Source organism: Streptomyces griseorubiginosus (assembly GCF_036345115.1).
Taxonomy (GTDB): Bacteria; Actinomycetota; Actinomycetes; order Streptomycetales; family Streptomycetaceae; genus Streptomyces; species Streptomyces griseorubiginosus_C.
Genome location: NZ_CP107766.1, coordinates 6,355,476 through 6,381,091, shown reverse-complemented (window position 1 = coordinate 6,381,091; position 25,616 = coordinate 6,355,476). Strand labels below are relative to the sequence as shown.

Annotated in this window: 18 protein-coding genes and 1 tRNA gene; 5 read left to right on the top strand and 14 right to left on the bottom strand. The window is 70.4% G+C overall.

What is annotated here, in order from left to right; all coding sequences use genetic code 11:
• The first annotated feature begins 59 nt into the window (after window positions 1-59).
• Both OHN19_RS28870 and OHN19_RS28865 read left to right on the top strand, forming a co-directional pair.
• Window positions 60-4,190 carry a HAMP domain-containing protein gene (locus OHN19_RS28870; protein ID WP_330266991.1) on the top strand — a complete coding sequence of 1,377 codons (4,131 nt, stop codon included), beginning with the start codon at window positions 60-62 and terminating at the stop codon, window positions 4,188-4,190.
• A gap of 14 nt (window positions 4,191-4,204) precedes the next feature.
• On the top strand, window positions 4,205-4,750 hold the full coding sequence (locus OHN19_RS28865; protein WP_330266990.1) for a response regulator: 546 nt from the start codon (window positions 4,205-4,207) through the stop codon (window positions 4,748-4,750).
• 78 nt (window positions 4,751-4,828) lie between these two features.
• Here OHN19_RS28865 and OHN19_RS28860 read toward each other — a convergent pair whose 3' ends face one another.
• Together OHN19_RS28860 and lepA are read right to left on the bottom strand one after the other, a co-directional pair.
• Entirely contained in the window at window positions 4,829-6,703 is a 1,875-nt protein-coding gene (locus OHN19_RS28860; RefSeq protein ID WP_330266989.1) for an AMP-dependent synthetase/ligase, read from the bottom strand.
• Between the two features lie 236 nt (window positions 6,704-6,939).
• On the bottom strand, window positions 6,940-8,808 hold the full coding sequence (lepA, locus tag OHN19_RS28855) for a translation elongation factor 4 (protein WP_330266988.1): 1,869 nt from the start codon (window positions 8,806-8,808) through the stop codon (window positions 6,940-6,942).
• A gap of 252 nt (window positions 8,809-9,060) precedes the next feature.
• On the opposite strand from lepA, the gene rpsT reads away from it, so the two are divergent.
• Window positions 9,061-9,321 (top strand): 30S ribosomal protein S20, encoded by a 261-nt coding sequence (gene rpsT, locus OHN19_RS28850; RefSeq protein ID WP_123760672.1) that lies wholly within the window; start codon window positions 9,061-9,063, stop codon window positions 9,319-9,321.
• Between the two features lie 275 nt (window positions 9,322-9,596).
• Here rpsT and OHN19_RS28845 read toward each other — a convergent pair whose 3' ends face one another.
• From OHN19_RS28845 to leuS, 9 genes are all read right to left on the bottom strand, one after another.
• Entirely contained in the window at window positions 9,597-9,995 is a 399-nt protein-coding gene (locus OHN19_RS28845) for a nuclear transport factor 2 family protein (RefSeq protein WP_330266987.1), read from the bottom strand.
• Window positions 9,996-10,166: 171 nt separating this feature from the next.
• Window positions 10,167-11,156 (bottom strand): DNA polymerase III subunit delta, encoded by a 990-nt coding sequence (holA, locus tag OHN19_RS28840; RefSeq protein WP_330266986.1) that lies wholly within the window; start codon window positions 11,154-11,156, stop codon window positions 10,167-10,169.
• A gap of 276 nt (window positions 11,157-11,432) precedes the next feature.
• Entirely contained in the window at window positions 11,433-11,678 is a 246-nt protein-coding gene (locus tag OHN19_RS28835) for a hypothetical protein (RefSeq protein ID WP_330266985.1), read from the bottom strand.
• Between the two features lie 75 nt (window positions 11,679-11,753).
• Window positions 11,754-12,608 (bottom strand): arylamine N-acetyltransferase, encoded by an 855-nt coding sequence (locus OHN19_RS28830; protein ID WP_330266984.1) that lies wholly within the window; start codon window positions 12,606-12,608, stop codon window positions 11,754-11,756.
• Window positions 12,609-12,612: 4 nt separating this feature from the next.
• Window positions 12,613-15,333 carry a ComEC/Rec2 family competence protein gene (locus OHN19_RS28825; RefSeq protein WP_330266983.1) on the bottom strand — a complete coding sequence of 907 codons (2,721 nt, stop codon included), beginning with the start codon at window positions 15,331-15,333 and terminating at the stop codon, window positions 12,613-12,615.
• 80 nt (window positions 15,334-15,413) lie between these two features.
• The gene (locus tag OHN19_RS28820; protein WP_330266982.1) at window positions 15,414-16,640 is read right to left on the bottom strand and encodes a ComEA family DNA-binding protein; all 1,227 of its coding nucleotides are present in this window, start codon (window positions 16,638-16,640) and stop codon (window positions 15,414-15,416) included.
• 152 nt (window positions 16,641-16,792) lie between these two features.
• Window positions 16,793-17,638, bottom strand: a complete 846-nt coding sequence (locus OHN19_RS28815; protein ID WP_330266981.1) for a DegV family protein — start codon at window positions 17,636-17,638, stop codon at window positions 16,793-16,795.
• 96 nt (window positions 17,639-17,734) lie between these two features.
• Window positions 17,735-18,466: a hypothetical protein gene (locus OHN19_RS28810; protein WP_330266980.1), complete on the bottom strand. Its 732-nt coding sequence runs from the start codon at window positions 18,464-18,466 to the stop codon at window positions 17,735-17,737.
• 185 nt (window positions 18,467-18,651) lie between these two features.
• On the bottom strand, window positions 18,652-21,525 hold the full coding sequence (leuS, locus tag OHN19_RS28805; RefSeq protein ID WP_330266979.1) for a leucine--tRNA ligase: 2,874 nt from the start codon (window positions 21,523-21,525) through the stop codon (window positions 18,652-18,654).
• Window positions 21,526-21,972: 447 nt separating this feature from the next.
• On the opposite strand from leuS, the gene OHN19_RS28800 reads away from it, so the two are divergent.
• Window positions 21,973-23,304 (top strand): cytochrome b/b6 domain-containing protein, encoded by a 1,332-nt coding sequence (locus OHN19_RS28800; RefSeq protein ID WP_330266978.1) that lies wholly within the window; start codon window positions 21,973-21,975, stop codon window positions 23,302-23,304.
• Window positions 23,301-24,914 (top strand): NADH-ubiquinone oxidoreductase-F iron-sulfur binding region domain-containing protein, encoded by a 1,614-nt coding sequence (locus OHN19_RS28795; protein WP_330266977.1) that lies wholly within the window; start codon window positions 23,301-23,303, stop codon window positions 24,912-24,914. Before OHN19_RS28800 ends, OHN19_RS28795 begins: the two co-directional genes overlap by 4 nt.
• Window positions 24,915-25,030: 116 nt before the next feature.
• Here OHN19_RS28795 and OHN19_RS28790 read toward each other — a convergent pair.
• The 3 genes from OHN19_RS28790 to OHN19_RS28780 form a co-directional block, all read right to left on the bottom strand.
• Window positions 25,031-25,103 (bottom strand) — tRNA-Ala (locus tag OHN19_RS28790).
• Between the two features lie 84 nt (window positions 25,104-25,187).
• Window positions 25,188-25,421: a hypothetical protein gene (locus OHN19_RS28785; protein ID WP_019523121.1), complete on the bottom strand. Its 234-nt coding sequence runs from the start codon at window positions 25,419-25,421 to the stop codon at window positions 25,188-25,190.
• Window positions 25,422-25,424: 3 nt separating this feature from the next.
• Window positions 25,425-25,598 carry a hypothetical protein gene (locus tag OHN19_RS28780; protein ID WP_020136213.1) on the bottom strand — a complete coding sequence of 58 codons (174 nt, stop codon included), beginning with the start codon at window positions 25,596-25,598 and terminating at the stop codon, window positions 25,425-25,427.
• Window positions 25,599-25,616: the final 18 nt, after the last annotated feature.

The window sequence follows — 25,616 nt, the reverse complement described above, 5'->3', positions numbered from 1 at the left end:
GCGGACAGAGTGACAGACTGGCCACGCCCATAAGCGCCGAGTTACCGAAGTGGGCCGCCATGAGTGAGAACAGTGGTACGCCTGTGTTCGAAGAAGGACAGAAAGAAGCCTGGATTCGAGCATCGGACCTACGCCCTCTGCTCGCCGCGATGACCGCTGCCCGGGACGGCGACTTCCGCCGGATGCCGGAGGCAGGCGACGGGATCGTGGCCGAACTGACGGCCATCTTCAATCAACTGGTCGACCGCAACGTCCACTTCACCGGTGAGGTCAACCGGGTGAAGCGGGAGCTGGTGCGGCACGGCCGGCTCGACGAGCGGCTCTCCCCCAGCCCGGGGCAGGGCTCGTGGACCTCCCGGGTCAACGACGTGAACCAGTTGCTCGACGCCCTGGTGGCCCCGGCCGCCAACGCGACCAGGGTCCTGGACGCGGTGGCCGGCGGCGATCTGACCCAGCGGGTCGACCTGCACGACGGCAACCGCCAACTGCGTGGTGATCTACGGCGTCTGGGCCGGGCCGTGAACAAGATGGTCGACCAGCTCTCCCTGTTCACCGGCGAGGTGACCCGGGTGGCCCGTGAGGTCGGCACCGAGGGGCGGCTGGGCGGCCGGGCCAAGGTGACGGGCCTGTCCGGCAGTTGGCGGGATGTGACCGAGGCGGTCAACACCATGGCGTCCCGGCTGACCGCCCAGGTCCGTGACATCGCCCTGGTGACCACGGCGGTGGCCCGCGGCGACCTGACCCGCACGGTCACGGTCGAGGCGACCGGTGAGCTGCTCGAACTGAAGCTGACCGTGAACACGATGGTCGACCAGCTCTCCGCCTTCGCCGACGAGGTGACCCGCGTCGCCCGCGAGGTCGGCACCGAGGGGCAGCTGGGCGGCCGGGCCCAGGTGCGGGGCGTGTCCGGGGTCTGGAAGGACCTCACCGACAACGTCAACTTCATGGCGTCGAACCTGACTTCGCAGGTCCGGAACATCGCCCAGGTGACGACCGCCGTCGCCAACGGCGACCTGTCGCAGAAGATCACCGTGGACGCGCAGGGCGAGATCCTCGAACTGAAGTCGACCATCAACACGATGGTCGACCAGCTCTCCGCCTTCGCCGACGAGGTGACGAGGGTCGCCCGCGAGGTGGGCACCGAGGGCAACCTCGGCGGGCGGGCCCAGGTGCGCGGGGTCTCCGGCGTCTGGAAGGACCTCACCGACAACGTCAACTTCATGGCGGACAACCTCACTTCGCAGGTCCGCAACATCGCCCTGGTGTCGACGGCGGTGGCCCAGGGCGACCTCGGCAAGAAGATCACGGTCGAGGCGAAGGGCGAGATCCTGGAGCTGAAGTCGACCATCAACACCATGGTCGACCAGCTCTCCGCCTTCGCCGACGAGGTCACCCGCGTCGCCCGCGAAGTCGGCACCGAGGGCAACCTCGGCGGCCAGGCGCAGGTGCGGGGCGTCTCCGGGGTCTGGAAGGACCTCACCGACAACGTCAACTTCATGGCCCTGAACCTGACTTCACAGGTCCGGAACATCGCCCAGGTGACGACCGCCGTCGCCAACGGCGACCTGTCGAAGAAGATCACCGTCGACGCCCGCGGCGAGATCCTCGAACTGAAGGACACCGTCAACACGATGGTGGAGCAGCTGCGGGCCTTCGCGGACGAGGTGACCCGGGTAGCCCGCGAGGTCGGCACCGACGGCCGGCTCGGCGGGCGGGCCCAGGTCCTCGGCGTCTCCGGTGTCTGGCGGGATCTGACCGACAACGTCAACTACATGGCGGACAACCTGACGTCACAGGTCCGGAACATCGCCCAGGTGACGACCGCGGTGGCCAACGGTGACCTGTCCAAGAAGATCGACGTGGACGCGCGTGGCGAGATCCTGGAGCTGAAGACCGCCATCAACACCATGGTCGACACGCTCTCCTCCTTCTCCTCCGAGGTCACCCGCGTGGCCCGCGAGGTCGGCTCCGAGGGCCAACTCGGCGGCCAGGCACGGGTCGAGGGCGTGTACGGCACCTGGAAGCGCCTGACGACCAACGTGAACGAACTCGCGTCCAACCTCACCACGCAGGTCCGCGCGATCGCCGAGGTGGCCTCCGCGGTGGCGCAGGGCGACATGTCCCGCTCGATCACCGTGGAGACACAGGGCGAGGTCGCCGAGCTCAAGGACAACATCAACCTGATGGTGGCCAACCTCCGCGAGACGACCCGCGCCAAGGACTGGCTGGAGTCCAACCTGGCCCGCCTGGCCGCCCTGATGCAGGGCCACCGGGACCTGATGGAGGTCGCCGACCTGATCCTGCGCGAGCTGACCCCGCTGGTGAACGCCCAGTACGGGGCGTTCTTCCTGGCCGACCCGGACGAGGACAGCGCCTCGCTGCGCACTACGGTTCCCGCGAAGGGACTGGCGTTCATCGCGGGCTACGGCTCGGCGCAGGGCGCGACGGTCGACACCGGCGGCATGCCGGTGCACGGTCTGGTCCGTCAGGCGGCCCGGGAGAAGAAGCGGATCCTGGTGGAGGAGGCCCCGCCGGACTACATCAAGATCAACAGCGGGTTGGGCGAGGCGGCCCCGGCCAGCGTGGTGATCATCCCGATCCTCTTCGAGGACAAGCTCCTCGGCGTCATCGAGCTCGCCTCCTTCTCCCGCTTCTCCGACGTCCACCTGGCGTTCTTCGACCAGTTCGTGAACACCATCGGCGTCGCCATCAACACCATCATCGCCAACTCCCGCACCGAGTCCCTGCTCGGTGAGTCCCAGCGCCTGGCCATGCAGCTCCAGGAACGCTCGGACGAACTCCAGATGCAGCAGGCCGAGTTGCAGCGCTCGAACGCCGAACTGGAGGAGAAGGCAGCCCTGCTCGCCACCTCCTCGCAGTACAAGTCGGAGTTCCTGGCGAACATGTCCCACGAGCTGCGCACCCCGCTGAACTCCCTGCTGATCCTGGCCAGGCTGCTCTCCGACAACCCGGACGGCCATCTCTCCGACCAGGAGGTCCAGTTCGCGACGACGATCCACCGCTCGGGCTCCGACCTGCTCCAGCTGATCAACGACATCCTGGACCTGTCGAAGATCGAGGCCGGCCGGATGGACGTACGCCCGAAGAAGCTGCCGCTGATCAAGCTGCTCGACTACGTCCACGCCACCTTCCGCCCGCTCACCCTGGACCGGGGGCTCGCCTTCGAGGTGGCGGTCGGCGAGGACGTGCCGCGCGAGATGTACTCGGACGAGCAGCGGCTCCAGCAGATCCTGCGCAACCTGCTCTCCAACGCGATCAAGTTCACCGCCTCCGGCCGCGTCGAACTGCGCGTGAACCGCGTCATGGACCCCGAGCGCCGGTACGTCCGCGACAGCGACGACGTGGTCGCCTTCGCCGTCACCGACACCGGCATCGGCATCGCGCGGGAGAAACTCCCGGTGATCTTCGAGGCGTTCCAGCAGGCCGACGGCACCACCAACCGCAAGTACGGCGGCACCGGGCTCGGTCTGTCCATCAGCCGGGAGATCGCGGGCCTGCTGGGCGGCCGTATCGTCGCCGAGAGCGAACCCGGCAAGGGCTCCACGTTCACGCTCTACGTCCCGGTGGTCAGCCCCGGCCACACGGCCACCGGCCCGACCACCGAGGACCGCCTGCTGCCGGCCCCCGAGGATCTGTCCACCGAGCCCTACCCGACCGCCCACGACGCCGAGGACTCCTGGCCCGCGCCCACCAGGCTGGAGGCGTGGAAGTCGGGCCGGGCGGGTCAGGTGCTGTCCGGGCGGCGGGTGCTGATCGTGGACGACGACATCCGCAATGTCTTCGCGCTCACCCATGTGCTGGGCCGGGTCGGCATGCCGGTCCTGTACGCGGAGAACGGCCGCGAGGGAATCGAGACCCTGGAGCGCAACCCGGACGTCGAGCTCGTCCTGATGGACATCATGATGCCGGAGATGGACGGCTACGAGACCATCGCCGCCATCCGCCGCACCGCCCGCTGGGCCGGGCTGCCCATCGTCGCGCTCACCGCGAAGGCGATGCCGGGAGACCGTGAGAAGTCGATCGCGCGCGGTGCCAACGACTACGTACCCAAGCCGGTGGACGTCGACCAGCTCCTGACCGTCGTCTGCGCGCTCCTGGACCCCGAGGGCGCGGAGACGGAGGAGCGGACCGACGCCGAGGAGGCGGTGGTCCCGCCCACCGACGACTGAATGAAGGCAGTCACATGAGCGCTGAGGCAACGACCGACGACCGTGCCGGCATCCTCCTCGTCGACGACATGGAGGACAACCTGATCGCGCTGGAGGCGGTCCTGGGGTCCCTCAACGAACCACTGGTGCGCGCCCGTTCGGGCGAGGAGGCGATGAAGGCCCTGCTCCGCCGCCGGTTCGCCCTGGTCCTCCTGGACGTCCGGATGCCGGGCATGGACGGCTTCGAGACCGCCGCCAACATCAAACGCCTGGACCAGACGAAGGACGTCCCGATCATCTTCCTCACGGGCACGGACGACGACTCGGGGTACGCCTTCCGGGGCTACGCGACCGGCGCCGCCGACTACCTGACCAAGCCGTTCGATCCGTGGGTGCTGCGCGCGAAGGTGAGCGTGTTCCTGGACCTGCACAGGAAGAACCAGCAGCTGGAGCGCTTGCTGGCACGGCAGCGGACGGACTACGAGGAGGTGAGCAAGCAACTGGCGGACCTGGAGCAGGAACTGACGGATCCCCAGCGCACCAGGATCAAGGAACTCCGGCACCTTCTCGAGAAACGGTGAGATTGTTTTTCAGGGGCGCGGGGAACTGCGCGACCAGCCACAACGCACCGGCAGCCGCGCACGCTCCCCGGCCACCCCCTACGCTTCCCGGGACCCCGCGTACATCTCGTCAATGAGGTGCTTGTACTCCCGCTCCACAACCGGCCGCTTCAACTTCAGGCTCGGCGTGATCTCCCCGTGCTCCACGTCGAGATCCCGCGGCAGCAACCGGAACTTCTTGATGGTCTGCCACCGCTGAAGCCCCTCGTTGAGCTGCTTCACGTACCCCTCGACCATGGACACGGTCGCGGGCGCGGCGACGACCTCCGCGTACGACTTCCCTTCGAGCCCGTTCTCCTTGGCCCACTCCAGGATCGACACCTCGTCCAGCGCGATGAGCGCGGTGCAGAAGTTACGGTCCGCCCCGTGCACCAGGATGTTGGAGACGTACGGGCACACCGCCTTGAACTGCCCCTCCACCTCGGCGGGTGCGATGTACTTGCCGCCGGACGTCTTGATGAGGTCCTTCTTGCGGTCAGTGATCCGCAGGTACCCGTCGGGCGAGAGCTCCCCGATGTCCCCGGTGTGGAACCACCCGTCGGCCTCCAGGACCTCGGCGGTCTTCTCGGGCAGCCCGTGGTAGCCCTCCATGATCCCGGGGCCCCGCAGCAGGATCTCCCCGTCGTCGGCGATGCGGACCTCCGTGCCGGGCAGCGGCTTGCCGACCGTGCCGGTGCGGTAGGCCTCGCCGGGGTTCACGAAGGACGCCGCCGAGGACTCCGTGAGGCCGTAGCCCTCGAGGATGTGGATGCCGGCGCCGGAGAAGAAGTAGCCGATCTCGGGGGCGAGCGCGGCCGAGCCGGAGACACAGGCCCGCAGGTTGCCGCCGAACGCCTCCCGGATCTTCGCGAAGACCAGCGCGTCGGCCACCTTGTGCTTGGCGCTCAGCCCGAAGGGCGCGGACGCGACCCCGGTGCGCCGGAAGTTGTCCTGGGTGGTCTTGGCGTACTCGCGGCCCACCTCGGCGGCCCACTGGAAGATCTTGTACTTGGCACCGCCGCCCGCACGGGCCTTCGCGGCGACCCCGTTGTAGACCTTCTCGAAGATGCGCGGGACGGCCGCCATGTACGTCGGCTGCACGACCGGCAAGTTCTCGATGATCTTGTCGACGCGGCCGTCGACGGCGGTGACGTGACCGACCTCGATCTGCCCCGAGGTGAGCACCTTGCCGAAGACGTGCGCGAGCGGCAGCCACAGGTACTGCACGTCCTCGCCGCTGATCAGGCCGGTCGCGGCGATCGCCTTCGCCATGTAGGCCCAGTTGTCGTGCGGCAGCCGTACACCCTTGGGACGCCCTGTGGTGCCGGAGGTGTAGATCAGGGTCGCGAGCTGGTCCTTGGTGATCGCGCCGACCCGCTCCTTGATCAGGTCGGGGTCCTTCTCCAGGCGGGCGGCGCCACGGGCCTCCAGCTCGGCGAGGGTGAGCACGAAGTCACTGGTCTCGACGCCCGCCGGGTCGATCACCACGACGTTCGTCAACGCGGGCAGCTCACCGCGCTTCTCGACGGCCTTGGCGAGCTGGGCGGCGTCCTCCGCGATCAGCACCCGGCTCTCGGAGTCGGAGAGGATGAACGCCGACTCGTCGGCGTTGGTCTGCGGGTAGACCGTGGTCGTGGCGGCGCCGGCGCACATGATGCCGAGGTCCGCGAGGATCCAGTCGAGCCGGGTCGAGGAGGCGAGGGCGACCCGCTGCTCGGGCTGCACGCCCAGCTCGATCAGGCCGGCCGCGATGGCGTGCACCCGCTCCGCGGCCTGCGCCCAGGTGAGCGACTTCCACTCGTCCGGGCCCTCGCCGGAGGCCGCCGGCACCGGGTAGCGGTACGCCTCGGCGTCCGGTGTGCTCGCAACGCGCTCCAGGAAGAGGGTCGCCACACTCGGCGGACGGTTCTCGATCAGTGTCTGTGTGTCGCTCACGACATCCTCCGGGGCCCGCGACAGTGCGGCTGGCTCTCAGGTTTGCGGCTGTTGTTTAACTCGCGAGTAACTATCGAGCAGAGATCAGAGTAAAGCGCGACCGACCCATTGGTAAGGGGCCGCGGCCTGTCACTTCCTACAGAGCGCGACGTTACGCACGCGTAGGGGCCCGCCACGCTTTCGCACGACGGACCCCTTTCCATCCGATTCGACAGGTAACCGGCTGTAACCCGCGGTTACTTCTTGCCCTTGCCCGACCCCGCGCTGTCATCGCTGGAGAGCACGGCGATGAAGGCCTCCTGCGGAACCTCCACGGAACCCACCATCTTCATCCGCTTCTTGCCTTCCTTCTGCTTCTCGAGCAGCTTCCTCTTCCGGGAGATATCACCGCCGTAGCACTTGGCGAGGACGTCCTTGCGGATGGCGCGGATGGTCTCGCGGGCGATGACCCGGGAACCGATGGCGGCCTGGATGGGCACCTCGAAGGCCTGCCGCGGGATGAGCTCGCGCAGCTTGGCGACCAGCCGCACCCCGTAGGCGTACGCGGCGTCCTTGTGGGTGATCGCCGAGAAGGCGTCCACCTTGTCGCCGTGCAGCAGGATGTCGACCTTGACCAGGGAGGACGTCTGCTCGCCGGTGGGCTCGTAGTCCAGCGAGGCGTAACCGCGCGTCTTCGACTTGAGCTGGTCGAAGAAGTCGAACACGATCTCCGCGAGGGGGAGCGTGTAGCGGATCTCGACGCGGTCCTCGGACAGGTAGTCCATGCCGAGCAGGGTGCCGCGCCGGGTCTGGCACAGCTCCATGATCGAGCCGATGAACTCGGTCGGGGCGAGGATCGTGGCGCGTACGACGGGCTCGTACACCTCGTTGATCTTGCCCTCGGGGAACTCGCTCGGGTTGGTGACGGTGTGCTCGGTGCCGTCCTCCATCACGACCCGGTAGACCACGTTGGGCGCGGTCGCGATCAGGTCGAGCCCGAACTCGCGCTCCAGGCGCTCACGGATCACGTCGAGGTGGAGCAGGCCGAGGAAGCCGACGCGGAAGCCGAAGCCGAGGGCGGCGGAGGTCTCCGGCTCGTAGACGAGCGCGGCGTCGTTGAGCTGGAGCTTGTCCAGCGCCTCGCGCAGCTCGGGGTAGTCGGAGCCGTCCAGTGGATACAGGCCGGAGAAGACCATGGGCTTGGGGTCCTTGTAGCCCCCGAGCGCCTCGGTCGCCCCCTTCTGCTGGCTGGTGACGGTGTCACCGACCTTGGACTGGCGGACGTCCTTCACACCGGTGATGAGGTATCCCACCTCACCGACACCGAGGCCGTCGGCGCCGAGCATCTCGGGCGAGTTCGTGCCGATCTCCAGCAGCTCGTGGGTGGCGCCGGTCGACATCATCTTGATGCGCTCGCGCTTGTTGAGCTGGCCGTCGATGACACGGACGTACGTCACGACACCGCGGTAGGAGTCGTAGACCGAGTCGAAGATCATCGCGCGGGCGGGGGCGTCGGCGACACCGACCGGGGCCGGGACCTCCTTGACGACCCGGTCGAGCAGCGCGTCGACACCGAGTCCGGTCTTCGCGGAGACCTTGAGCACGTCGGACGGGTCGCAGCCGACGAGGTTCGCGAGCTCCTCGGCGAACTTCTCGGGCTGCGCGGCCGGCAGGTCGATCTTGTTCAGCACCGGGATGATCGTGAGGTCGTTCTCCATCGCCAGGTAGAGGTTGGCGAGGGTCTGCGCCTCGATGCCCTGGGCGGCGTCGACGAGGAGGACGGTGCCCTCGCACGCGGCGAGCGACCGCGAGACCTCGTAGGTGAAGTCGACGTGCCCGGGGGTGTCGATCATGTTGAGGATGTGCGTGTTGCTCTTGTCGTCGGTCGGAGCCCACGGCAGACGCACCGCCTGCGACTTGATCGTGATTCCGCGCTCACGCTCGATGTCCATGCGGTCGAGGTACTGAGCACGCATCTGGCGCTGCTCGACCACACCGGTCAGCTGGAGCATCCGGTCGGCGAGCGTGGACTTGCCGTGGTCGATGTGCGCGATGATGCAGAAGTTGCGGATCAGAGCCGGGTCGGTACGGCTCGGCTCGGGCACGTGGCTGGGGATCGCGGGCACGCAGGGTCCTGATTCTTGAGGCGTCCGCAGTGTCTGCGGTCTCGGGTCGGATCGATACGTAGCCTCCATGGTCCCACGGGCGGGGACCGGCGACCGGTTTGGGCCACGTGCCGGGCCGCTGGTAGTCTGGGCAGCTGTGTCTCATGCCCTCTCAGCGCGAGGCACGACTCCAAGAAATCACCTGGTACGGGACCCGGCTCTTCCCTCGCGGAATCCTCCTGGCCCCGTGCCTGAACCTGTAGAGGCTCATTCGTGGCGAACATCAAGTCCCAGATCAAGCGGATCAAGACCAACGAGAAGGCCCGGCTGCGCAACAAGGCCGTCAAGTCCTCCCTGAAGACCGCGATCCGCAAGGCCCGCGAGGCCGCTGCCGCGGGTGACGTCGAGAAGGCCACCGAGTACCAGCGCGCTGCTGCGCGTGCGCTCGACAAGGCCGTCTCCAAGGGCGTCATCCACAAGAACCAGGCCGCCAACAAGAAGTCGGCGCTTGCTTCGAAGGTCGCGGCTCTCTAAGCCTGACTCCTTCCTGATCTGACGCCGGAAGGACCCGAGCGGGCCCTCTCTCATCCGCTCCCGACCGGCACCCCAGGAGCCACGCGCGGCCTGCGTTCGCCACGCGGGCGTGGCCTCCGACCAGCTTGAACCGAAGGCCCCGGCACCTCGCCCTTCCCCAGGGCGGGGGCAGCCGGGGCCTTCGGCATGTGCGTGTCGGTGCCGGTGTTTCTGTGCCTGTTTTCGGCGCCTGTTTCGGTGCCTGTGTTCGGCGCCTGTTTCGGTGCCTACGGGTGTCAGTCCGACCAGAACTCGTTGTTCTTGTCGATGTCCGCGACGCACTCGTCGAGATCGGTGACCTTGTCTCCTACGATCCGGAAGACGATGCATCCGGTGTCGTCCAGCCGCCGACCCTTCCTTTCGGCGGTCACCCGGCACATCCCGACGGCGTGCCCCCGCCCGTCGACGGCGATGCCCAGCATCTCGAGCCGCATCGACCCCTGGGTCTCCTGGCCGAGCCGCTGATACATGTCGATGATCGCGTCCTGCCCCTTGAAGTCCCCGGAGAGCGGGTGACTACCGGGCACATGATGCGTCGCGTCCTTCGCGATCAACTCCCGCAGCGTGTCGAGATCCCCGCGACTGAACGCCTCGAACCCCTTACGAACGAGCACTGCATGCGGATGCTCAGCCATGACGACCGCCACCTCTCCGTTGTCCGGCGATGTTCGGCTGACATGTCCGATTCTCCTCGGGGTCGGCAACAGGGTCCAGCTATGACGAGGGCCGCGTGCACCCACCCAGGGGCGCGGGGAACCTGCGCGACCAGCCCTCACTCACCCGCACCCGAGCCCGGATGCTGCTCTCTAGCCCCGTCCCCGGGACCGAGCCGCTCGGGCAATCGCCACCACGGCCTTCTCCAGGGCGTACTCGGAATCGTCCCCGCCGCCCTTCACCCCGGCGTCCGCCTCGGCCACGGCCCGCAGCGCGACCGCGACCCCGTCCGGCGTCCACCCCCGCATCTGCTGCCGCACCCGGTCGATCTTCCACGGCGGCATCCCCAGCTCCCGCGCGAGATCGGCGGGCCGCCCGCCCCGCGCGGACGACAGCTTCCCGATCGCCCGCACCCCCTGCGCCAACGCACTGGTGATCATGACCGGCGCGACCCCCGTCGCCAGCGACCACCTGAGCGCCTCCAACGCCTCCGCGGCCCGCCCCTCCACGGCCCGGTCGGCGACGGTGAAGCTGGAGGCCTCGGCCCGCCCCGTGTAGTACCGCCCCACGACGGCCTCGTCGATCGTCCCCTCGACATCGGCGGTCAACTGCGACACCGCGGACGCCAGCTCCCGCAGATCACTTCCGATCGCGTCGACGAGCGCCTGGCACGCCTCGGGCGTGGCGGACCGCCCCGTCGCCCGGAACTCCTGCCGCACGAAGGCCAGCCGATCCGCCGGCTTGGTCATCTTCGGACAGGCGACCTCCCTCGCCCCCGCCTTCCGCGCGGCATCGAGCAGTCCCTTGCCCTTGACCCCGCCGGCGTGCAGCAGCACCAGGGTGATCTCCTCGGCGGGCGCCCCGAGATACGCCTTCACGTCCTTGATCGTGTCGGCCGACAGGTCCTGTGCGTTGCGAACGACCACGACCTTGCGCTCCGCGAACAACGACGGGCTGGTCAGCTCGGCGAGCGTCCCCGGCTGCAACTGATCCGAGGCCAGGTCCCGCACATCGGTGTCGGCGTCAGCGGCCCGAGCAGCGGCGACCACCTCCTGCACAGCCCGATCAAGCAACAGCTCCTCCTGCCCCACGGCAAGGGTCACCGAAGCGAGCAGGTCCTCATCAGCACTCTTCTTGGCCATCCCGTACAGCATGGCACGCCCCACTGACAGCGAGACGGGGGTGGCGTGATGGCAGGGCTGTAGCTGCGGGGGGCCGTAGCCGGCAGCCGGCTAAGCCGCGGGCGCGCCGCAGCCGCAGCGGTGCCGTAGCCGGCGGCCGTCCCAGCTGCGGGCAGTCGTGCCGCTGGGGCGGCACGGGTGGGCGCAGCGGCACCCGCCCAGCGGCGGCGAGCGAAACCCACCCCCGGTCGGCGCCAACAGACCGCACCGCAGCGCCCACAGCTCCGGCCGCACAACCTACGGCTCCTCCCGCCACCCCTCCCACTCCCCCGCGAACGCGTCCAGCTCCCCCGGATCCAGCCGCCCCGCCTCGTCCCGGAGCACGACCAGCCACTGCGCGTCCTCCGCATCGTCCTCCCCCGCCAACGCGTCCCGGACGACCTGCGGTTCCTCCACCACCCCGAACCGCTCCCGAAGCGCCTCGACGACCTCCTCCGCGGCATCCCGATCAGGCAGCACCAGCACATGTCTCACATCGCTCACGGAACCATTTTCCAGGTCACCGCCACAGCTACGGCCACAGCCACCGCCTCCACCGCAGCCGCCCCGCACGCACCGCTAACCGCCCCGCCCGGGGTTCCGCACAACCGGCACCCGATCCAGCCCGATCCCGAACCGCTCCCGGTACACCCCCAACACCTCCTCGTCCGTCCCCAACTCCCGCTCCTCCCGCCCCCCGTCCGCCGCCGTCACCTTGAGGACCCGCCCGCTGAGCGTGATCCGCCCGCCGTCCTCCGTCACCCTCGAACACACCAGGGACTGGGTGAAGTGCGAGGCGGGCGAGGTGCTGTGCCACCACGCCCCGGCCACGAAGTCACCGAGCACCCGCGGCCGCACCTCCAGCCGGTACTGACTCCTGCCGCCCGCGACGACATCCAGATCCGCGGCGTCGCCCCCACCCTTCGCCCCCGCACCGTCCCCGCCCCGCACGCCCGCCGCGTCGGGCCCCGCCTCGACGATCCGGAAGGTCCCGGCGGGATCCTCCTGCTCGTCCCGCGCCCCGAACGCCAGCGGATAGTGACTGTGCGCCCCGAACCCGACGTCGGCCAGCCACTCGCCCCCGTCCACCGTCCGCACCCGCAGCGCGAGATGGTCGTACGGGATCCCGAGCCGCCCCTCGTCGCCGTACACCCGCCCCGCGAGCAGCGTGACGTCGAAGCCGAGCGCGGCCAGCAAGGCCCCGAACGCCCCGTTCAGTTCGTAGCAGAACCCTCCCCTCCTGGCGCCCACCACCTTCTCCACCAGCCGCTCCTCCTCCAGCACGATCTCCTGGCCGAGGTGGACCGACAGGTTCTCGAAGGGCACGGTCTGCAGATGGCGCAGATGCAGCTCGCGCAGGACCTCCACGGTGGGCCACGCCGGGTGCTGGACTCCCAGGCGGCGGAGATATGCGTCAACCTGTGTGGGATTCATGCCCTCAGTCTCGCGCCACCCACAGCTCCCCACCGCCCGCACCACGGCTTCTCCCCCCATCCACGTCTCCGCCCGCACTTCCGGCGTCCGCACCCCCACTCCCTCCGCGCCCTTCGCCGCGGTCGCCACCGGACCCGACGACGGCCAACGCCCCGTCCCGGTCCGTCCGCAGCACCACCGCACCCCCGGCCCGCAGCGCGGCGACCGTACTGGGCGCCGGGTGGCCGTACGAGTTGCCGGCCCCGACCGAGATGAGCGCCAGCCGCGGGGCGGCCCGGCGTATCAGCTCCGGGTCCTGGTAGGCCGACCCGTGGTGGGCGACCTTGAGGACGGCCACCCCGGCCAGCCGCGCCCCCGCCGGTGACCGCAACAGCTCCTGCTGGGCCGGGGGTTCGAGGTCCCCGAGGAGGAGGAAGCGCAGCCCGGCCGAGCGGACGAGCATCGTGACACTGGCGTCGTTCGGCCCGTCCGCCGCCACCGCCGCCGGTCCCGCGGGCGGCCACAGCACCTCCCAGGTCAGCGCCCCCGTACGCCGCTGCTCCCCGGCCGCCGCACGCGTCACCGGAATCCGCCGGGCCGCCGCCTCCCGCCGTACGAACTCGGCCTGGTCCACCGGCTCCCCGAACCCCGTCGTCTCGATCGCCCCGACCGAGCGGCCCCGCAGCACCCCGGGCAGGCCCGCCACGTGGTCGGCGTGGAAGTGGGTCAGGACCACGAGCGGCACCTTGGTGATGCCGAGGGTGCGCAGGCAGTCGTCGACGAGCGCCGGATCGGGTCCGGCGTCCACGACCACGCCCGTGCCCTCGCCCGCCGCCAGCACCGCCGCGTCGCCCTGACCCACATCGCACATCGCCAGCCGCCAGCCCGGCGGCGGCCACCCCGTGACCACCCTGGTCAGCGGTGGCGGCTGCACGACCGCCAGCACGAACAGCACCGCGCAGACCGCACACCACCAGGGGTGCCCGAGCAGCCGTCGCCCGACGAGCAGCACCAGTGCGGTGGCGAGGGCCAGCAGCCCGGCCCCCGTCCAACTGCCCGGCCAGTCCACGCCCCCGCCCGGCAGGGACGCCCCGGTGCGGGCGACCTCCGCGATCCACCCGGCGGGCCAACTCGCGCACCACGCCAGCCCCTTGGCCACCGGCATCGCGAGAGGTGCCGTCGCCAGCGCCGCGAACCCCAGTACCGTCGCCGGTGCGACCGCGAACTCCACGAGCAGATTGCACGGCACCGCCACCAGGCTCACCCGCGCCGACAGCACCGCGACCACCGGCGCGCACAGGGCCTGTGCCGCGGCCGCCGCCGCCAACGCCTCCGCCAACCTCGGCGGCACCCGGCGCCGCCGCAACGTAAGGCTCCAGCGCGGCGCGAGCGTCAGCAGGGCCCCGGTGGCCAGGACGGAGAGCAGGAAGCCGTAACTGCGGGCCAGCCACGGGTCGTACAGCACCAGCAGCAGTACGGCCGTCGCCAGCGCCGGGATCAGCGATCTGCGCCGACCGGTCGCGAGGGCGAGCAACGCGACGGCCCCGCAGGCCGCGGCCCGCAGCACACTCGGGTCCGGTCGGCACACGACGACGAACGCCAGTGTGAGCCCACCGCCGAGCAGCGCGGTCGTCCGCAGCGACACCCCCAGCCGGGGTGCCAGTCCTCGTCGCTCGACGAGCTGGGCGAGGCCGGGCGGCCCGATGAGCAGCGCGAGCAGGATCGTGAGGTTGCTGCCGGAAACGGCGAGCGTGTGCGCGAGGTCGGTCTCCTTGAAGGCCTCGTCCAGCTCCGGTGTGATCCGCGAGGTGTCCCCCACGACCAGCCCCGGCAACAGAGCCCGGGCATCCGCAGGCAGTCCCTCGGTGGCCTCCCGCAGCCCCGCCCGCAACCGCCCCGCGAACCGCTGCGCCCCCGACGCCTCCCCCACGACCTCGGGTCCTGCCCGATCCCGCACCCGCAACACGGCCGCGACCCGATCACCCCCGACCAGCGCCGGCACGACCCGCGCGACGACCCGCACCCGCGTACTCGGCAACAGCCCGAGCCAGGGCGACCGCGGTGGATCGTCCGCGAACGGCGGTGACCCATGTGTGCCCGCGCCCGCACCGGAACGCCGGGCACCTCCCTCCCCCGTTTTCGAACGCACATCCACGATCAAGAGCACCGGCGTCCGGGTCACCAGCACGGCCCTCCGGCCCGCCCCCTCCTCACTCCCGCCCGCCATCGGGGTCCGCCCCACTACCGGCGTCCGGCCCCCCGCCATCGCCGGCGCTCTCCCGTCCACCGTCTCCAAGCGCCGTACGTCGGCCTCGATGATCACGGCGGTCGGGGTCGTGTGGTCCCCGGTGATCCGGGGTCGGGTGAGGCGGGGGTCGGCGGTCAGCTCGACCTCAGCGGTCACCGTGGCGTACTGCCGGGCCAGTTCCGGCACCGGTCCCCGCCGCAGATCCGCCCCATGCAGCCCGGCGGACACCGCGGCCGCGGCGACACAGAGCAGCACCGCGGCGACCGCCACCCTGCCGCTTCCGCCGATGCCCCGCACCCGGCGCCGGAGTCCAGACAGCAGCACGCAGGCGACGACGAGACACCCGGCCACCAGTCCCGTGACCCACCCCGCCGGCGCTCCCAACGCCACCGCTGCCGTCACCCACGCCGCCAGTGCCGCGGGGACCAGGCGCAGATCCGTAGGGCCTTCCTGACGAGGATGAGCGGCCCCGAGCCGCTTCCCGGAAGCGGCGTGCACGGCGGAGCGTCCCCGCCGCCCACCTCCGGCCGCCCGCTGCGCCTCGCCCTCGTCCCCTCGCGGGACCCCCGAGCCGTACCTCACGGCCGTACGAGATTCCGGAGGTCGGCGAAGCGGCGGTCGCCGATGCCGTTGACCTCCCGCAGTTCGTCCACCGAGCGGAAGCCGCCGTGCTGGGTGCGGTAGTCGAGGATGTGCTGGGCGAGCACCGGGCCGACGCCGGGCAGGGTGTCGAGCTGGTCCACGGTGGCCGTGTTCAGGGAGACGGGGGCCGCCGCACCGGCCGGGCCGCCGCCACCCACAGGACCCGGTACGCCGTTGACAGGACCGCCGACCGTGCCGGGTGCGGGCGCCGGGCCGCCGACGACGACCTGCTCACCGTCCACCAGGAACCGCGCACGGTTGAGGGCGTCCGTGTCCGTACCCGGCCGCACACCACCCGCCGCCTTCAGCGCGTCGGCGACCCTGGACCCGGCCGGCAGCCGATGGACCCCGGGTTCACGGACCTTGCCGCTGACGTCCACGACGATCTCGGCGCCCGACGTGTTGGAGTCGCCTCCCGAGACCGTCGGCTGAGTCTCCCCTGGCGGGCCGTCCTCCTGGCCTGCCCCGCTCTGCCCGAACGGAGCCGCCGCACGCACCACTTCGGGCGCCTGGACCGACTGGGTCCGGCCGGTCCAGAAGTGCTGCACGGCGAACACCGCGGCCACGACCAGCAGTACGGAGAGGGCTACTGCATTCCGCCGCTCCAGACCGCACCGCGCCTGCAACCACACCGGCAACCGCTCCCGCAGAGCCATCCCGGCCCGCTCCCGCCAGGCACCGTCCCCGGAATCAACGCCATGCCGGTCCTCATGCCCGCCATCGGGACCGCCCCGCGCCTCATGCCTGGGATCGACACCACGCCAGTCCTCGTCCCCGGAATCGGCACCTGGGGTAGGGGCGTTCCAAGCATCAGGGTCCCGGACATCGGTGTCTCGCCAGCCCCCGTCCCCGGGACCACCCCCGTCAATCGCCGAACCGCCCCCGAGGAGATCGACGGCACCGCCACCCGCCTCCTCCTCGGCCAAACCCCGCGCACCCGTCGGCGGCCCCTTCCCCGAGTCCCTCCGCGCCCCGACCCGTTCGGCGAACAACACCTCCGCCCGCCGCTGGAGTTCGTCCGCCGAGGAGGCGTGCCGATGCCGGGTCCGGCCCCCGCCTCGATGGGCGGGCGGGCGGCGGTGCCGTGAGCGTCCGTCGGAGTGGGGGCCGCGGCCCGGTCCGCTGGTAGCCGTCGCTGTACGTGAATGTGATCGAAGTGCCATGCGCCGAGGATCGGCCACACCCGCACTCTCGCGATGATCTTGGTCAATTCCCGTGGACTACCCACCGGTTGTGGAAAACTCCGCCATCCACACGAGTGACTCACCCACTCCCCGAGCCCACGCATCCACAATCCGCGACCCTCGACGCCACCTCACCGGGCCGAGACGACAACCCCCAGCAACCCGGGCCCCGTATGCGCCCCGATCACCGCCCCGACCTCGCTCACATGCAGGTCGGCCAGTCCCGTCACCCGGGCCCGCAGCCGGTCCGCGAGGGCCGTTGCCCGGTCGGGGGCGGAAAGATGGTGCACCGCTACGTCGACCGGCGCGCTGCCGGCCCGGTCGGCGGCGATCTCCTCCAGGCGGGCGATGGCCCTCGACGCCGTCCGCACCTTCTCCAGGGGCTCGATCCGGCCGCCGTCGAGCTTGAGCAGGGGCTTGACCGCGAGCGCGGAGCCGAGGAGGGCCTGCGCGGCCCCGATCCGGCCCCCGCGGCGCAGATAGTCGAGGGTGTCGACGTAGAAGTAGGCGGACGTGCCCGCGGCCCGTTTCTCCGCGGCGGTGACCGCCTCGTCCACCGTGCCGCCCGTCTCGGCGGCCTCGGCGGCGGCGAGCGCGCAGAATCCGAGGGCCATCGCGATCATGCCGGTGTCGACCACGCGTACCGGAACCGGGGCCTCGCGCGCCGCCATGACCGCCGCGTCGTAGGTGCCGGAGAGTTCGGCGGACAGGTGCAGCGACACGATGCCCGTCGCTCCGGACTCGGCGACCTTGCGGTAGTGCTCCGCGAAGGCCTGGGGGCTGGGTCGCGAGGTGGTGACGGGGCGTCGCTTCTGCAGTGCTTGGGCCAGCGAGCGGGCCGTGATCTCGGTGCCCTCTTCCAGCGCGCGGTCGCCGAGGACCACGGTCAGGGGGACCGCTGTGATGCCGTGCCGCTCCATCGTCCCCTGCGGCAGGTAGGCCGTTGAATCCGTGACGATCGCGACATGGCGGGACATGAGCTGGAGGTTACCTGCCGTAGCGTGCGGGCGGCAGTCCGGCCCCTGTCGCCCGGGGCTGCCGTGTCAGGTTCGGGGCGGACGTGGGGCTGTGTCTCAAGTCGTGCTCTCCGGGCGGGGTTTCTTCTGCCAGGGGTAGGTCGGGCGGGCGCCCGGCGGGGTGATCGCGGGCCGCGTCGGTTCCTCGGCGGTGCGGGAGCGGGGCGTCTCGGGCCAGGTCTGCTGGTCGCTGCTGCCCTCGGCGGCGGGGGCCTCGGGCCACGGCGGCGGCGCGGCGGGCTCGGTCCTGGTCCAGTGCCGCAGGGCTCCGGACTCGACGTCGATCTGCGCGCTCAGGGTGTCCAGGTCGTCGTCGGCGAACCGGCGGGCACGGTCACGGGCCGCCCAGCGCAGGGAGTCGGCCGACTGTGTGATGCGCTCGGTGCGCTCCCGCAGTCCGGGCAGGCGCTCGGCGAGCGTCGTGCGGTCGGGCTCCGACTCAAGGCGCTTGAGCTCGCCGTCCAGTTCATGGCCGTGGGCGCTGAGCCGCTGGAAGAGCCCGATCGACTCCTTGAGGGATTCGTCCTCGGCGGCGCCCGCGTGCAGCGCGTCCTGGGTGGCCCGCATCGAGGTGCGCAGCTTCAGCCGCAGCTGGGCCAGTTCGCCCGCCGGGCCGAGCTGGGCGAAGGACTTGGCGCGCAGGGTGTGGTCCTCGACCGTGCGCCGGGCCTGGGTGATGGTGCGGTCCACACCTCGCTTGGCGGCGCCGACCACCTTCACCGTCGCGTAGGCGCCGAGCGCCACGAAGAGCACGAAGAGCAGGGCCACGATCGCGATCACTGCTTCCACGTCTCTCCTCCTCCGACCGGCACGGCACGTGCCGCGCCGCTCTTCCAAGGTAAACGCAGCGGGCAGGCCCGGAGTTCCGGAAGAACCCCGAACCTGCCCGCACGAATCCCCTAGGGGCCACGCCCCGGGCCCCCGGCTAGGCACATCACCGGAGGTGCCCAAGCCTCACCAACGCCGGAGAAGCCCTACGCCGGAACGATGTTCACCAGCTTCGGCGCCCGCACGATCACCTTGCGGATGTCCGCCCCGTCCAGCGCCGCCACGACCTTCTCGTCGGCCAGCGCGACCTTCTCCAGCTCGTCCTCGGAGATGGCCGGCGAGACCTCCAGGCGGGCCTTGACCTTGCCCTTGATCTGGACCACGCAGGTCACGGTCTCGTCCACGACGTAGGCCGGGTCGGCGACCGGGAAGTCCTGGTGGACGACCGAGTCGGTGTGGCCCAGCTTGCGCCACAGCTCCTCGGCGATGTGCGGGGCCAGCGGCGTGACCAGCAGCACCAGCGCCTCGGCGACCTCGCGCGGCACCGCGCCGCCCGCCTTGGTCAGGTGGTTGTTCAGCTCGGTGACCTTGGCGATGGCGGTGTTGAAGCGCAGGCCCTCCAGATCGTGCCGCACCCCGTCGATCGCCTTGTGCAGGGCACGCAGCGTGGCCTCGTCGGGCTCGGCGTCGACGACGGTCACCTCGCCGGTGGCCTCGTCGACGACGTTGCGCCACAGCCGCTGCAGCAGCCGGTACTGGCCGACCACCGCGCGCGTGTCCCACGGTCGCGAGACGTCCAGCGGGCCCATGGCCATCTCGTACAGGCGCAGGGTGTCGGCGCCGTACTCGTCGCAGATCGCCTCGGGAGTGACGGCGTTCTTCAGGGACTTGCCCATCTTGCCCAGCTCACGCCTGACGGGCTCACCGGCGTAGAAGAACTGGCCGTCGCGCTCCTCCACCTCGGCGGCCGGCACCGGGAAGCCCCGGCTGTCGCGGTAGACGAAGGCCTGGATCATGCCCTGGTTGAACAGCTTGTGGAACGGCTCGGGCGACGAGATGTGCCCCAGGTCGAACAGCACCTTGGACCAGAAGCGCGCGTACAGCAGGTGCAGCACGGCGTGCTCGGCGCCGCCGACGTACAGGTCGACACCGCCGTGCGGCTGACCCGCGCGGGGGCCCATCCAGTACCGCTCGATCTCCGGGTCGACCAGGACGGAATCGTTGTGCGGGTCCAGGTAGCGCAGTTCGTACCAGCAGGAACCCGCCCAGTTGGGCATGGTGTTGGTCTCGCGGCGGTACGCGCGCGGGCCGCGGCCGTCGCCCAGGTCCAGGGTGACGTTCACCCAGTCCTCGTTGCGGGACAGCGGGGTCTCCGGGGAGGTGTCCGCGTCGTCCGGGTCGAAGGTGCGCGGCGAGTAGTCCTCGACCTCGGGCAGCTCCAGCGGCAGCATCGACTCGGGCAGCGCGTGGGCGATGCCGTCCTCGTCGTAGACGATCGGGAAGGGCTCGCCCCAGTAGCGCTGGCGGCTGAACAGCCAGTCGCGCAGGCGGAAGTTGACGGTGCCCTCGCCGACGCCCTCGCGCTCCAGCCACTCGGTGATGCGCGCCTTGGCCTCGACGACCCCCAGGCCGTCCAGGGAGACTCCCGCACCGGTGGAGTTGACGATCTTCGCGTCGTACGAGACGAAGGCGTCCTCCCACGTGGAGGTGTCGGTACCGCGGCCGTCGGTCGGCTCCACGACGCACCGGATCGGCAGCTCGAAGGCGCGCGCGAACGCGAAGTCGCGGGAGTCGTGGCCGGGAACGGCCATGATCGCGCCGGTGCCGTAGCCCATCAGGACGTAGTCCGCGATGAAGACGGGGATCGGCTCGCCGTTGACCGGGTTGGTGGCGTACGAGCCGATGAAGACGCCGGTCTTGTCCTTGGCCTCGGCCTGCCGCTCCACGTCGGACTTGGAGGCGGCCTGGGCGCGGTAGGCGGCGACGGCCTCGCCCGGGGTCGCGTGACCGCCGGTCCACACGTCGTGGGTGCCCTCCGGCCAGACGGCGGGCGTGAACTTCTCGACCAGCGGGTGCTCGGGCGCCAGCACCATGTAGGTCGCGCCGAACAGGGTGTCGGGGCGGGTGGTGAAGACGGTGATGTTCTCGCCGTCGATGGGGAAGTCGACGCGGGCGCCCTCGGAGCGGCCGATCCAGTTGCGCTGCTGCAGCTTGATGGCCTCGGGCCAGTCCAGTTCGTTCAGGTCGTCCAGCAGCCGGTCGGCGTACGCGGTGATCCGCATGTTCCACTGGCGCAGCTTGGCCTTGAAGACCGGGAAGTTGCCGCGCTCGGAGCGGCCGTCGGCGGTGACCTCCTCGTTGGCCAGCACGGTGCCCAGCCCGGGGCACCAGTTGACCGGTGCGTCGGAGGCGTAGGCCAGCCGGTACTCGCCCAGGACGTCGGCGCGCTCGGCGGCGGTCAGGGCGTCCCAGGAGCGGCCGCCGGGGACCGCGCGCTCACCGGACTCGAACGCGGCGACCAGCTCGGAGATCGGGCGGGCCCTCTTCGCCTCGTCGTCGTACCAGGAGTTGAAGATCTGAAGGAAGATCCACTGGGTCCACTTGTAGTAGTCCGGGTCGATCGTGGCGAACGACCGGCGCTTGTCGTGGCCCAGGCCCAGCCGGCGCAGCTGGGACTTCATGTTGTTGATCGCGGCCTCGGTGGTGATCCGCGGGTGCTCGCCGGTCTGGACGGCGTGCTGCTCGGCGGGCAGGCCGAAGGCGTCGAAGCCCAGGGTGTGCAGGACGTTGTGGCCCGTCATCCGCTGGAAGCGGGCGAATACATCGGTGGCGATGTAGCCCAGGGGGTGGCCGACGTGCAGGCCCGCGCCGGAGGGGTACGGGAACATGTCCATGATGAACTTCTTGGGCCGGGCGGCGACCTCCGGGTCGCCCGACAGGTCACCCTTGGGGTTCGGCGCCGCGTAGGTGCCCTCAGCGTCCCAGAAGTCCTGCCAGCGTGCCTCGATCTCGGCCGCGACGGCGGCCGTGTAGCGGTGCGGCGCGGCCGGCTCGGCGGCAGCGGGGTTCGTCTCGCTCATGGTCCTCAAAGCTCCATCGATCGTCTCTGCCAGCGGCTGTGTCGTCCGGAAACGAAAAATCCCCTCGCACAGGAGGGGACGCCGCGCCGATTCCGACCACGTCTTCACCGGTGGTCGGGACTGATCAGCGCGGCTCGCTAAGCAGAAGGCGTACGGCACGCATGGCGTTAGGGTACCGCAGCCGTTGAGCACGCCGCGACGAACTTACGTATGCCTCTTTGGCACCGGGTGCCGCACTCGCCGCCGCAGTCGAGCCGCACCGTATTCCACCCGAGAGGACGGGAGCAAGGCCAGAGGTTACTTCGCGTAACAGCCACTAAGGGGCATCGCAACAGCCCCACGACCGTTTGATAACAGCGCAATAACTCAAACGCCGTACCCATCGGTATGGCGCCACTTAGAGTGCGGCAGCGGGACCGCCTTCCCGAACCGCTCGGAGTTGCCCCCATGAACCCTCGTAGTAGCAACAGCACGCTCCCCAGGACGGGCCGGTCGGCCTATGGGGTGGCGACGGCCGTCTTCCTGCTGGCCATCCCTCTGGTCGTGGTGTACGGAGGCGTCTGGCTCCAGGACTTCCTCAACTTCGGGGCGGGCGTGGTGACGCTTGTCCTGCTCACCTGCTCCGTGATCTGGGGGCTGGTCGCCCAGGACCGGCTGATCCTCAACACCCGCCAGCGGATCGTCGCGCAAGGTGTGCACCGGATCACCGCCGTGGGCTCGATCGCGTTCCTTCTGCTGCACATCGGGATCAAACTCACCCTCGAACACACGACGTGGATCGCCGCGTTCATCCCGTTCGGACTCGGGTTCAGCAGCAGCGGAGGGCTCATCGGCCTCGGCACCCTGGCCGGCCAGCTCATGATCTTCGTCGGCATCACCGGGGCGCTGCGCAACCGCTTCGCGTCCCCGGCCCCGGTCGCCGCGCGCTGGCGGGCGATGCACATGCTGGCGTACCCCGCCTGGTGCGCCGGCCTGATCCACGGCCTGTACGCAGGCCGCGCGGTGAAGGCCCCGATCTTCACGTACATGTACGCGCTCTGCGTCCTCGGCGTCATCGTCGCCCTCGCCCTGCGCGCGGCGCCGCGTCCCTTCAAGCGCAAGGTCACCGACCGGGTCGCCATGCTCCTCGGCACCGAGGAGCGCCCCGGCCGCGAGGAACTGGAGGCGAGCCGGGCCAGGAGGGCCGCCGAGACGGCCGGAGCGGGCCGCGAGAGCCGCCGGGGCGCCGAGTCCGGCGGCCGGCGCTCGGAGTCCGCCCTGCCCGGCTACGAGGGCCTGTCGCAGACCGGCGCCAACCCCATCTACCAGGCTCCCCCGGCCCCCGAGCCCGCGGGCAGCGGATTCGCGGCCGCCTACCGCGCCATGTCCCCGGGAGCGCAGCAGCCGTACGACACCGGCCAGACCGCGCGCATGGACCTGCCGATGGACATGCAGGCGGCCACCGAGCCCATCGCGCGCGCGGAGGGCATCGGCAGCACCTCCGGCAACTGGCCGATCCCGTCCCCGCCGCCGGTCGGCGAGGCACCCCCGTCCGCCTACGACCCGCTCCAGGACACGGGGTACAACATCCCCACCTATGGCAGCAATTCGGGCACGGCCAGCTATCTGACAGGTGATGTGCGCGACACCGGTGAGACAAACAACCTGTACGGCACGTACAACCCGAATGACACGTACAACAGCGGTCCCGCCACTGATCAGACGTCCGGCCAGTCGTACGACTTCGACTCGCCGGGCTCGGGGGAACCTTGGAACACGCCTTCCGGAGGCTATAGGTGAACGAGGCCCTGCCCGACGTCCCGGAAGTCCGCGTGGTCGGGCTTCCCCAGCTCACGTCGGGCTTCGACCTTGTCGAACGACTTGACCTGCCCATGCACCTGAAGGTGCACGGGCCGCTCGAACCCATGGGCGGCGAGCAACTCGCGAAGCTCTCCGAAGCCATCAACCTGAAGGGGCGCGGCGGTGCCGGCTTCCCCTTCCACAAGAAGCTGCGCTCGGTCGCCGAAGCGGCGATCAAGCGCGGCGTCCGGCCGGTCGTCGTCGTCAACGGCAGCGAGGACGAACCGGCCTGCCGCAAGGACACGGTCCTCATCAACCGTGCCCCGCACCTCATCCTGGACGGCGCCCTGCTGGCCGCCGAGGCCCTGGGTGCCCGCACGCTCGTGGTGGGGGTCACCCGGGAGTCCACCCAGCGCTCCATGGAGGCGGCGCTCGCCGAACGCGGCCTGAGCAACGGCCGACGATCAGCTCTGCGCGCGCGCGTGCAGCGCAACCCGGTCCGCATGGTCACCGGAGCTGCGGCCTCGCTGATCCGTTCCATCGACGGCGGCCCGGCCATCCCGCCCGGCCGCAAGATCAGCGCCTCCCAGAGCGGCGTCGGCGGCGCGCCGACCCTGCTCTCCAACGCGGAGACCTTCGCGCAACTGGCCATCGCCGCGCGCATCGGCCCGGAGCGCTACGGCAACACCGGTCTCTACGACGAGCCGGGCACCGTCATGCTCACGGTCTCCGGTGCCGTCGCGCGCCCCATGGTGATCGAGGTCCCGACGGGCGTACCGCTGCGCTACGTCCTGCAGTTGGCCGGGGCCCCGCCGGTCCCGCAGGGCGTGCTGACCGGCGGCTACCACGGCAAGTGGATCGACGCGGCGACCGTCAACGAGGCGATCGTCTCCCGCAACTCCCTGGACGCCGTGGGCGGCGCGCTCGGCGCCGGCGCGATCCTGCCGATCACTCAGGAGACCTGCCCGCTGGGCGAGTCACTGCGGGTGGCGCAGTGGCTGGCCGAGGAGAGCGCGGGCCAGTGCGGCCCCTGCTACCTCGGTCTGCCGGCCGCCGCGCGCGGCATGGAGGACATCCTCAACGGCGGCGGCCCGGCGGCCCTGGAGGCGCTCAAGCAGGTCGCAAAGAACGTGAAGCGGCGCGGCGCGTGCTCGCACCCGGACGGCTCCGCGATGTTCCTGGAGTCGACCATCAAGGCGTTCACCGACGACCTGGCCGCCCATGTCCTCGGCAACGGCTGCGGACGGCCCGTGGAGGGCGTTCTGCCGCTCTTCGAGGGCGGAAAGATGCCGACGGGCATCCCGGGCGGCGGCGAGGCCGAGGAGAACGGCCCGAGCCGTCAGAAGATCTACGTCGACTGGACGCTGTGCCGGGGCCACGGCCTGTGCGCCGACATCCTCCCCGAGGTCTTCGAACTCGGCGCCGACGGCTTCCCGACCGTCGCCCAGGCCCAGGTGCCCCGCTACGCCGAGGCGAAGGCGCTCCGCGCGGTGCGTCGCTGCCCCGCGCTGGCGCTGCGCCTGGAGGAGGAGGCACCGCGCGACAAGGGCCCCACCCGCAACCTCCCGGTCCTCTCCCAGGGCCGTGGGCGGCGAGCGCTGGGCCGCTGAACCGCAACGCAGTTACGGCTGAGGGGCCGCCCCGTTCGGGGCGGCCCCTCAGCCGTAACTGACGTGGAAAACAAGGAGATCCCGCCGGTTCGAGATGACCCGGCGGGATCTTTCTGTGGAGCTAAGGAGATTTGAACTCCTGACCCCCTGCATGCCATGCAGGTGCTCTACCAACTGAGCTATAGCCCCGTGCTTGGTGTTCCGCCCGGTTTCCCCGGCGGCGGAGCCAACATTACACGGTCTCCAGGGTGGAACACCAAATCGTTTCCCGGCTCAAGCAGTGACGAACGAGTAGAACCGTTTGAGCGTGCAGTGTTCCTCGAGGAGGCGGCCGTAGATCGGCTCGCCCTCCAGTTCACGGTACGTCTCGATGGGGTCGCCTTTTATGATCAGCGCCCGCGCGCATTCCTCGCACCAGTACTGGTAGTCGGGATTGAGCGGCTCCATGTCGCGCACGATCGGCGTCCCGCTGCCGCACCAGTCGCACTTTCGCCTGTGTGCACCCATCGTTCAGCTCCAGCTGTGGCCGCAGGCCGTGCACACGTAGGAGACCCCGCCGTTGTCGCCGAGTACTTGCGCCACGTGGACGGAACCGCAGGAAGGGCAGATGAGGCGGACCGTCGTGTCCCTTGTCGACGCCGCTTCGTGGAGGTGGCCGACCTCCACGAGGATGCTCGCAGGCATCACTACTCCCTCCCGTCG

Bases quoted from the DNA above. Each gene is read 5' to 3' on its own strand.
- leuS (WP_330266979.1), bottom strand. From the start codon at position 21,525: ATGAGCGAGACGAACCCCGCTGCCGCCGAGCCGGCCGCGCCGCACCGC.
- OHN19_RS28785 (WP_019523121.1), bottom strand. From the start codon at position 25,421: ATGGGTGCACACAGGCGAAAGTGCGACTGGTGCGGCAGCGGGACGCCG.
- OHN19_RS28845 (WP_330266987.1), bottom strand. From the start codon at position 9,995: ATGGCTGAGCATCCGCATGCAGTGCTCGTTCGTAAGGGGTTCGAGGCG.
- OHN19_RS28815 (WP_330266981.1), bottom strand. From the start codon at position 17,638: ATGTCCCGCCATGTCGCGATCGTCACGGATTCAACGGCCTACCTGCCG.
- OHN19_RS28800 (WP_330266978.1), top strand. From the start codon at position 21,973: ATGAACCCTCGTAGTAGCAACAGCACGCTCCCCAGGACGGGCCGGTCG.
- holA (WP_330266986.1), bottom strand. From the start codon at position 11,156: ATGGCCAAGAAGAGTGCTGATGAGGACCTGCTCGCTTCGGTGACCCTT.
- OHN19_RS28830 (WP_330266984.1), bottom strand. From the start codon at position 12,608: ATGAATCCCACACAGGTTGACGCATATCTCCGCCGCCTGGGAGTCCAG.
- OHN19_RS28820 (WP_330266982.1), bottom strand. From the start codon at position 16,640: ATGGCACTTCGATCACATTCACGTACAGCGACGGCTACCAGCGGACCG.
- OHN19_RS28870 (WP_330266991.1), top strand. From the start codon at position 60: ATGAGTGAGAACAGTGGTACGCCTGTGTTCGAAGAAGGACAGAAAGAA.
- OHN19_RS28865 (WP_330266990.1), top strand. From the start codon at position 4,205: ATGAGCGCTGAGGCAACGACCGACGACCGTGCCGGCATCCTCCTCGTC.
- OHN19_RS28780 (WP_020136213.1), bottom strand. From the start codon at position 25,598: ATGCCTGCGAGCATCCTCGTGGAGGTCGGCCACCTCCACGAAGCGGCG.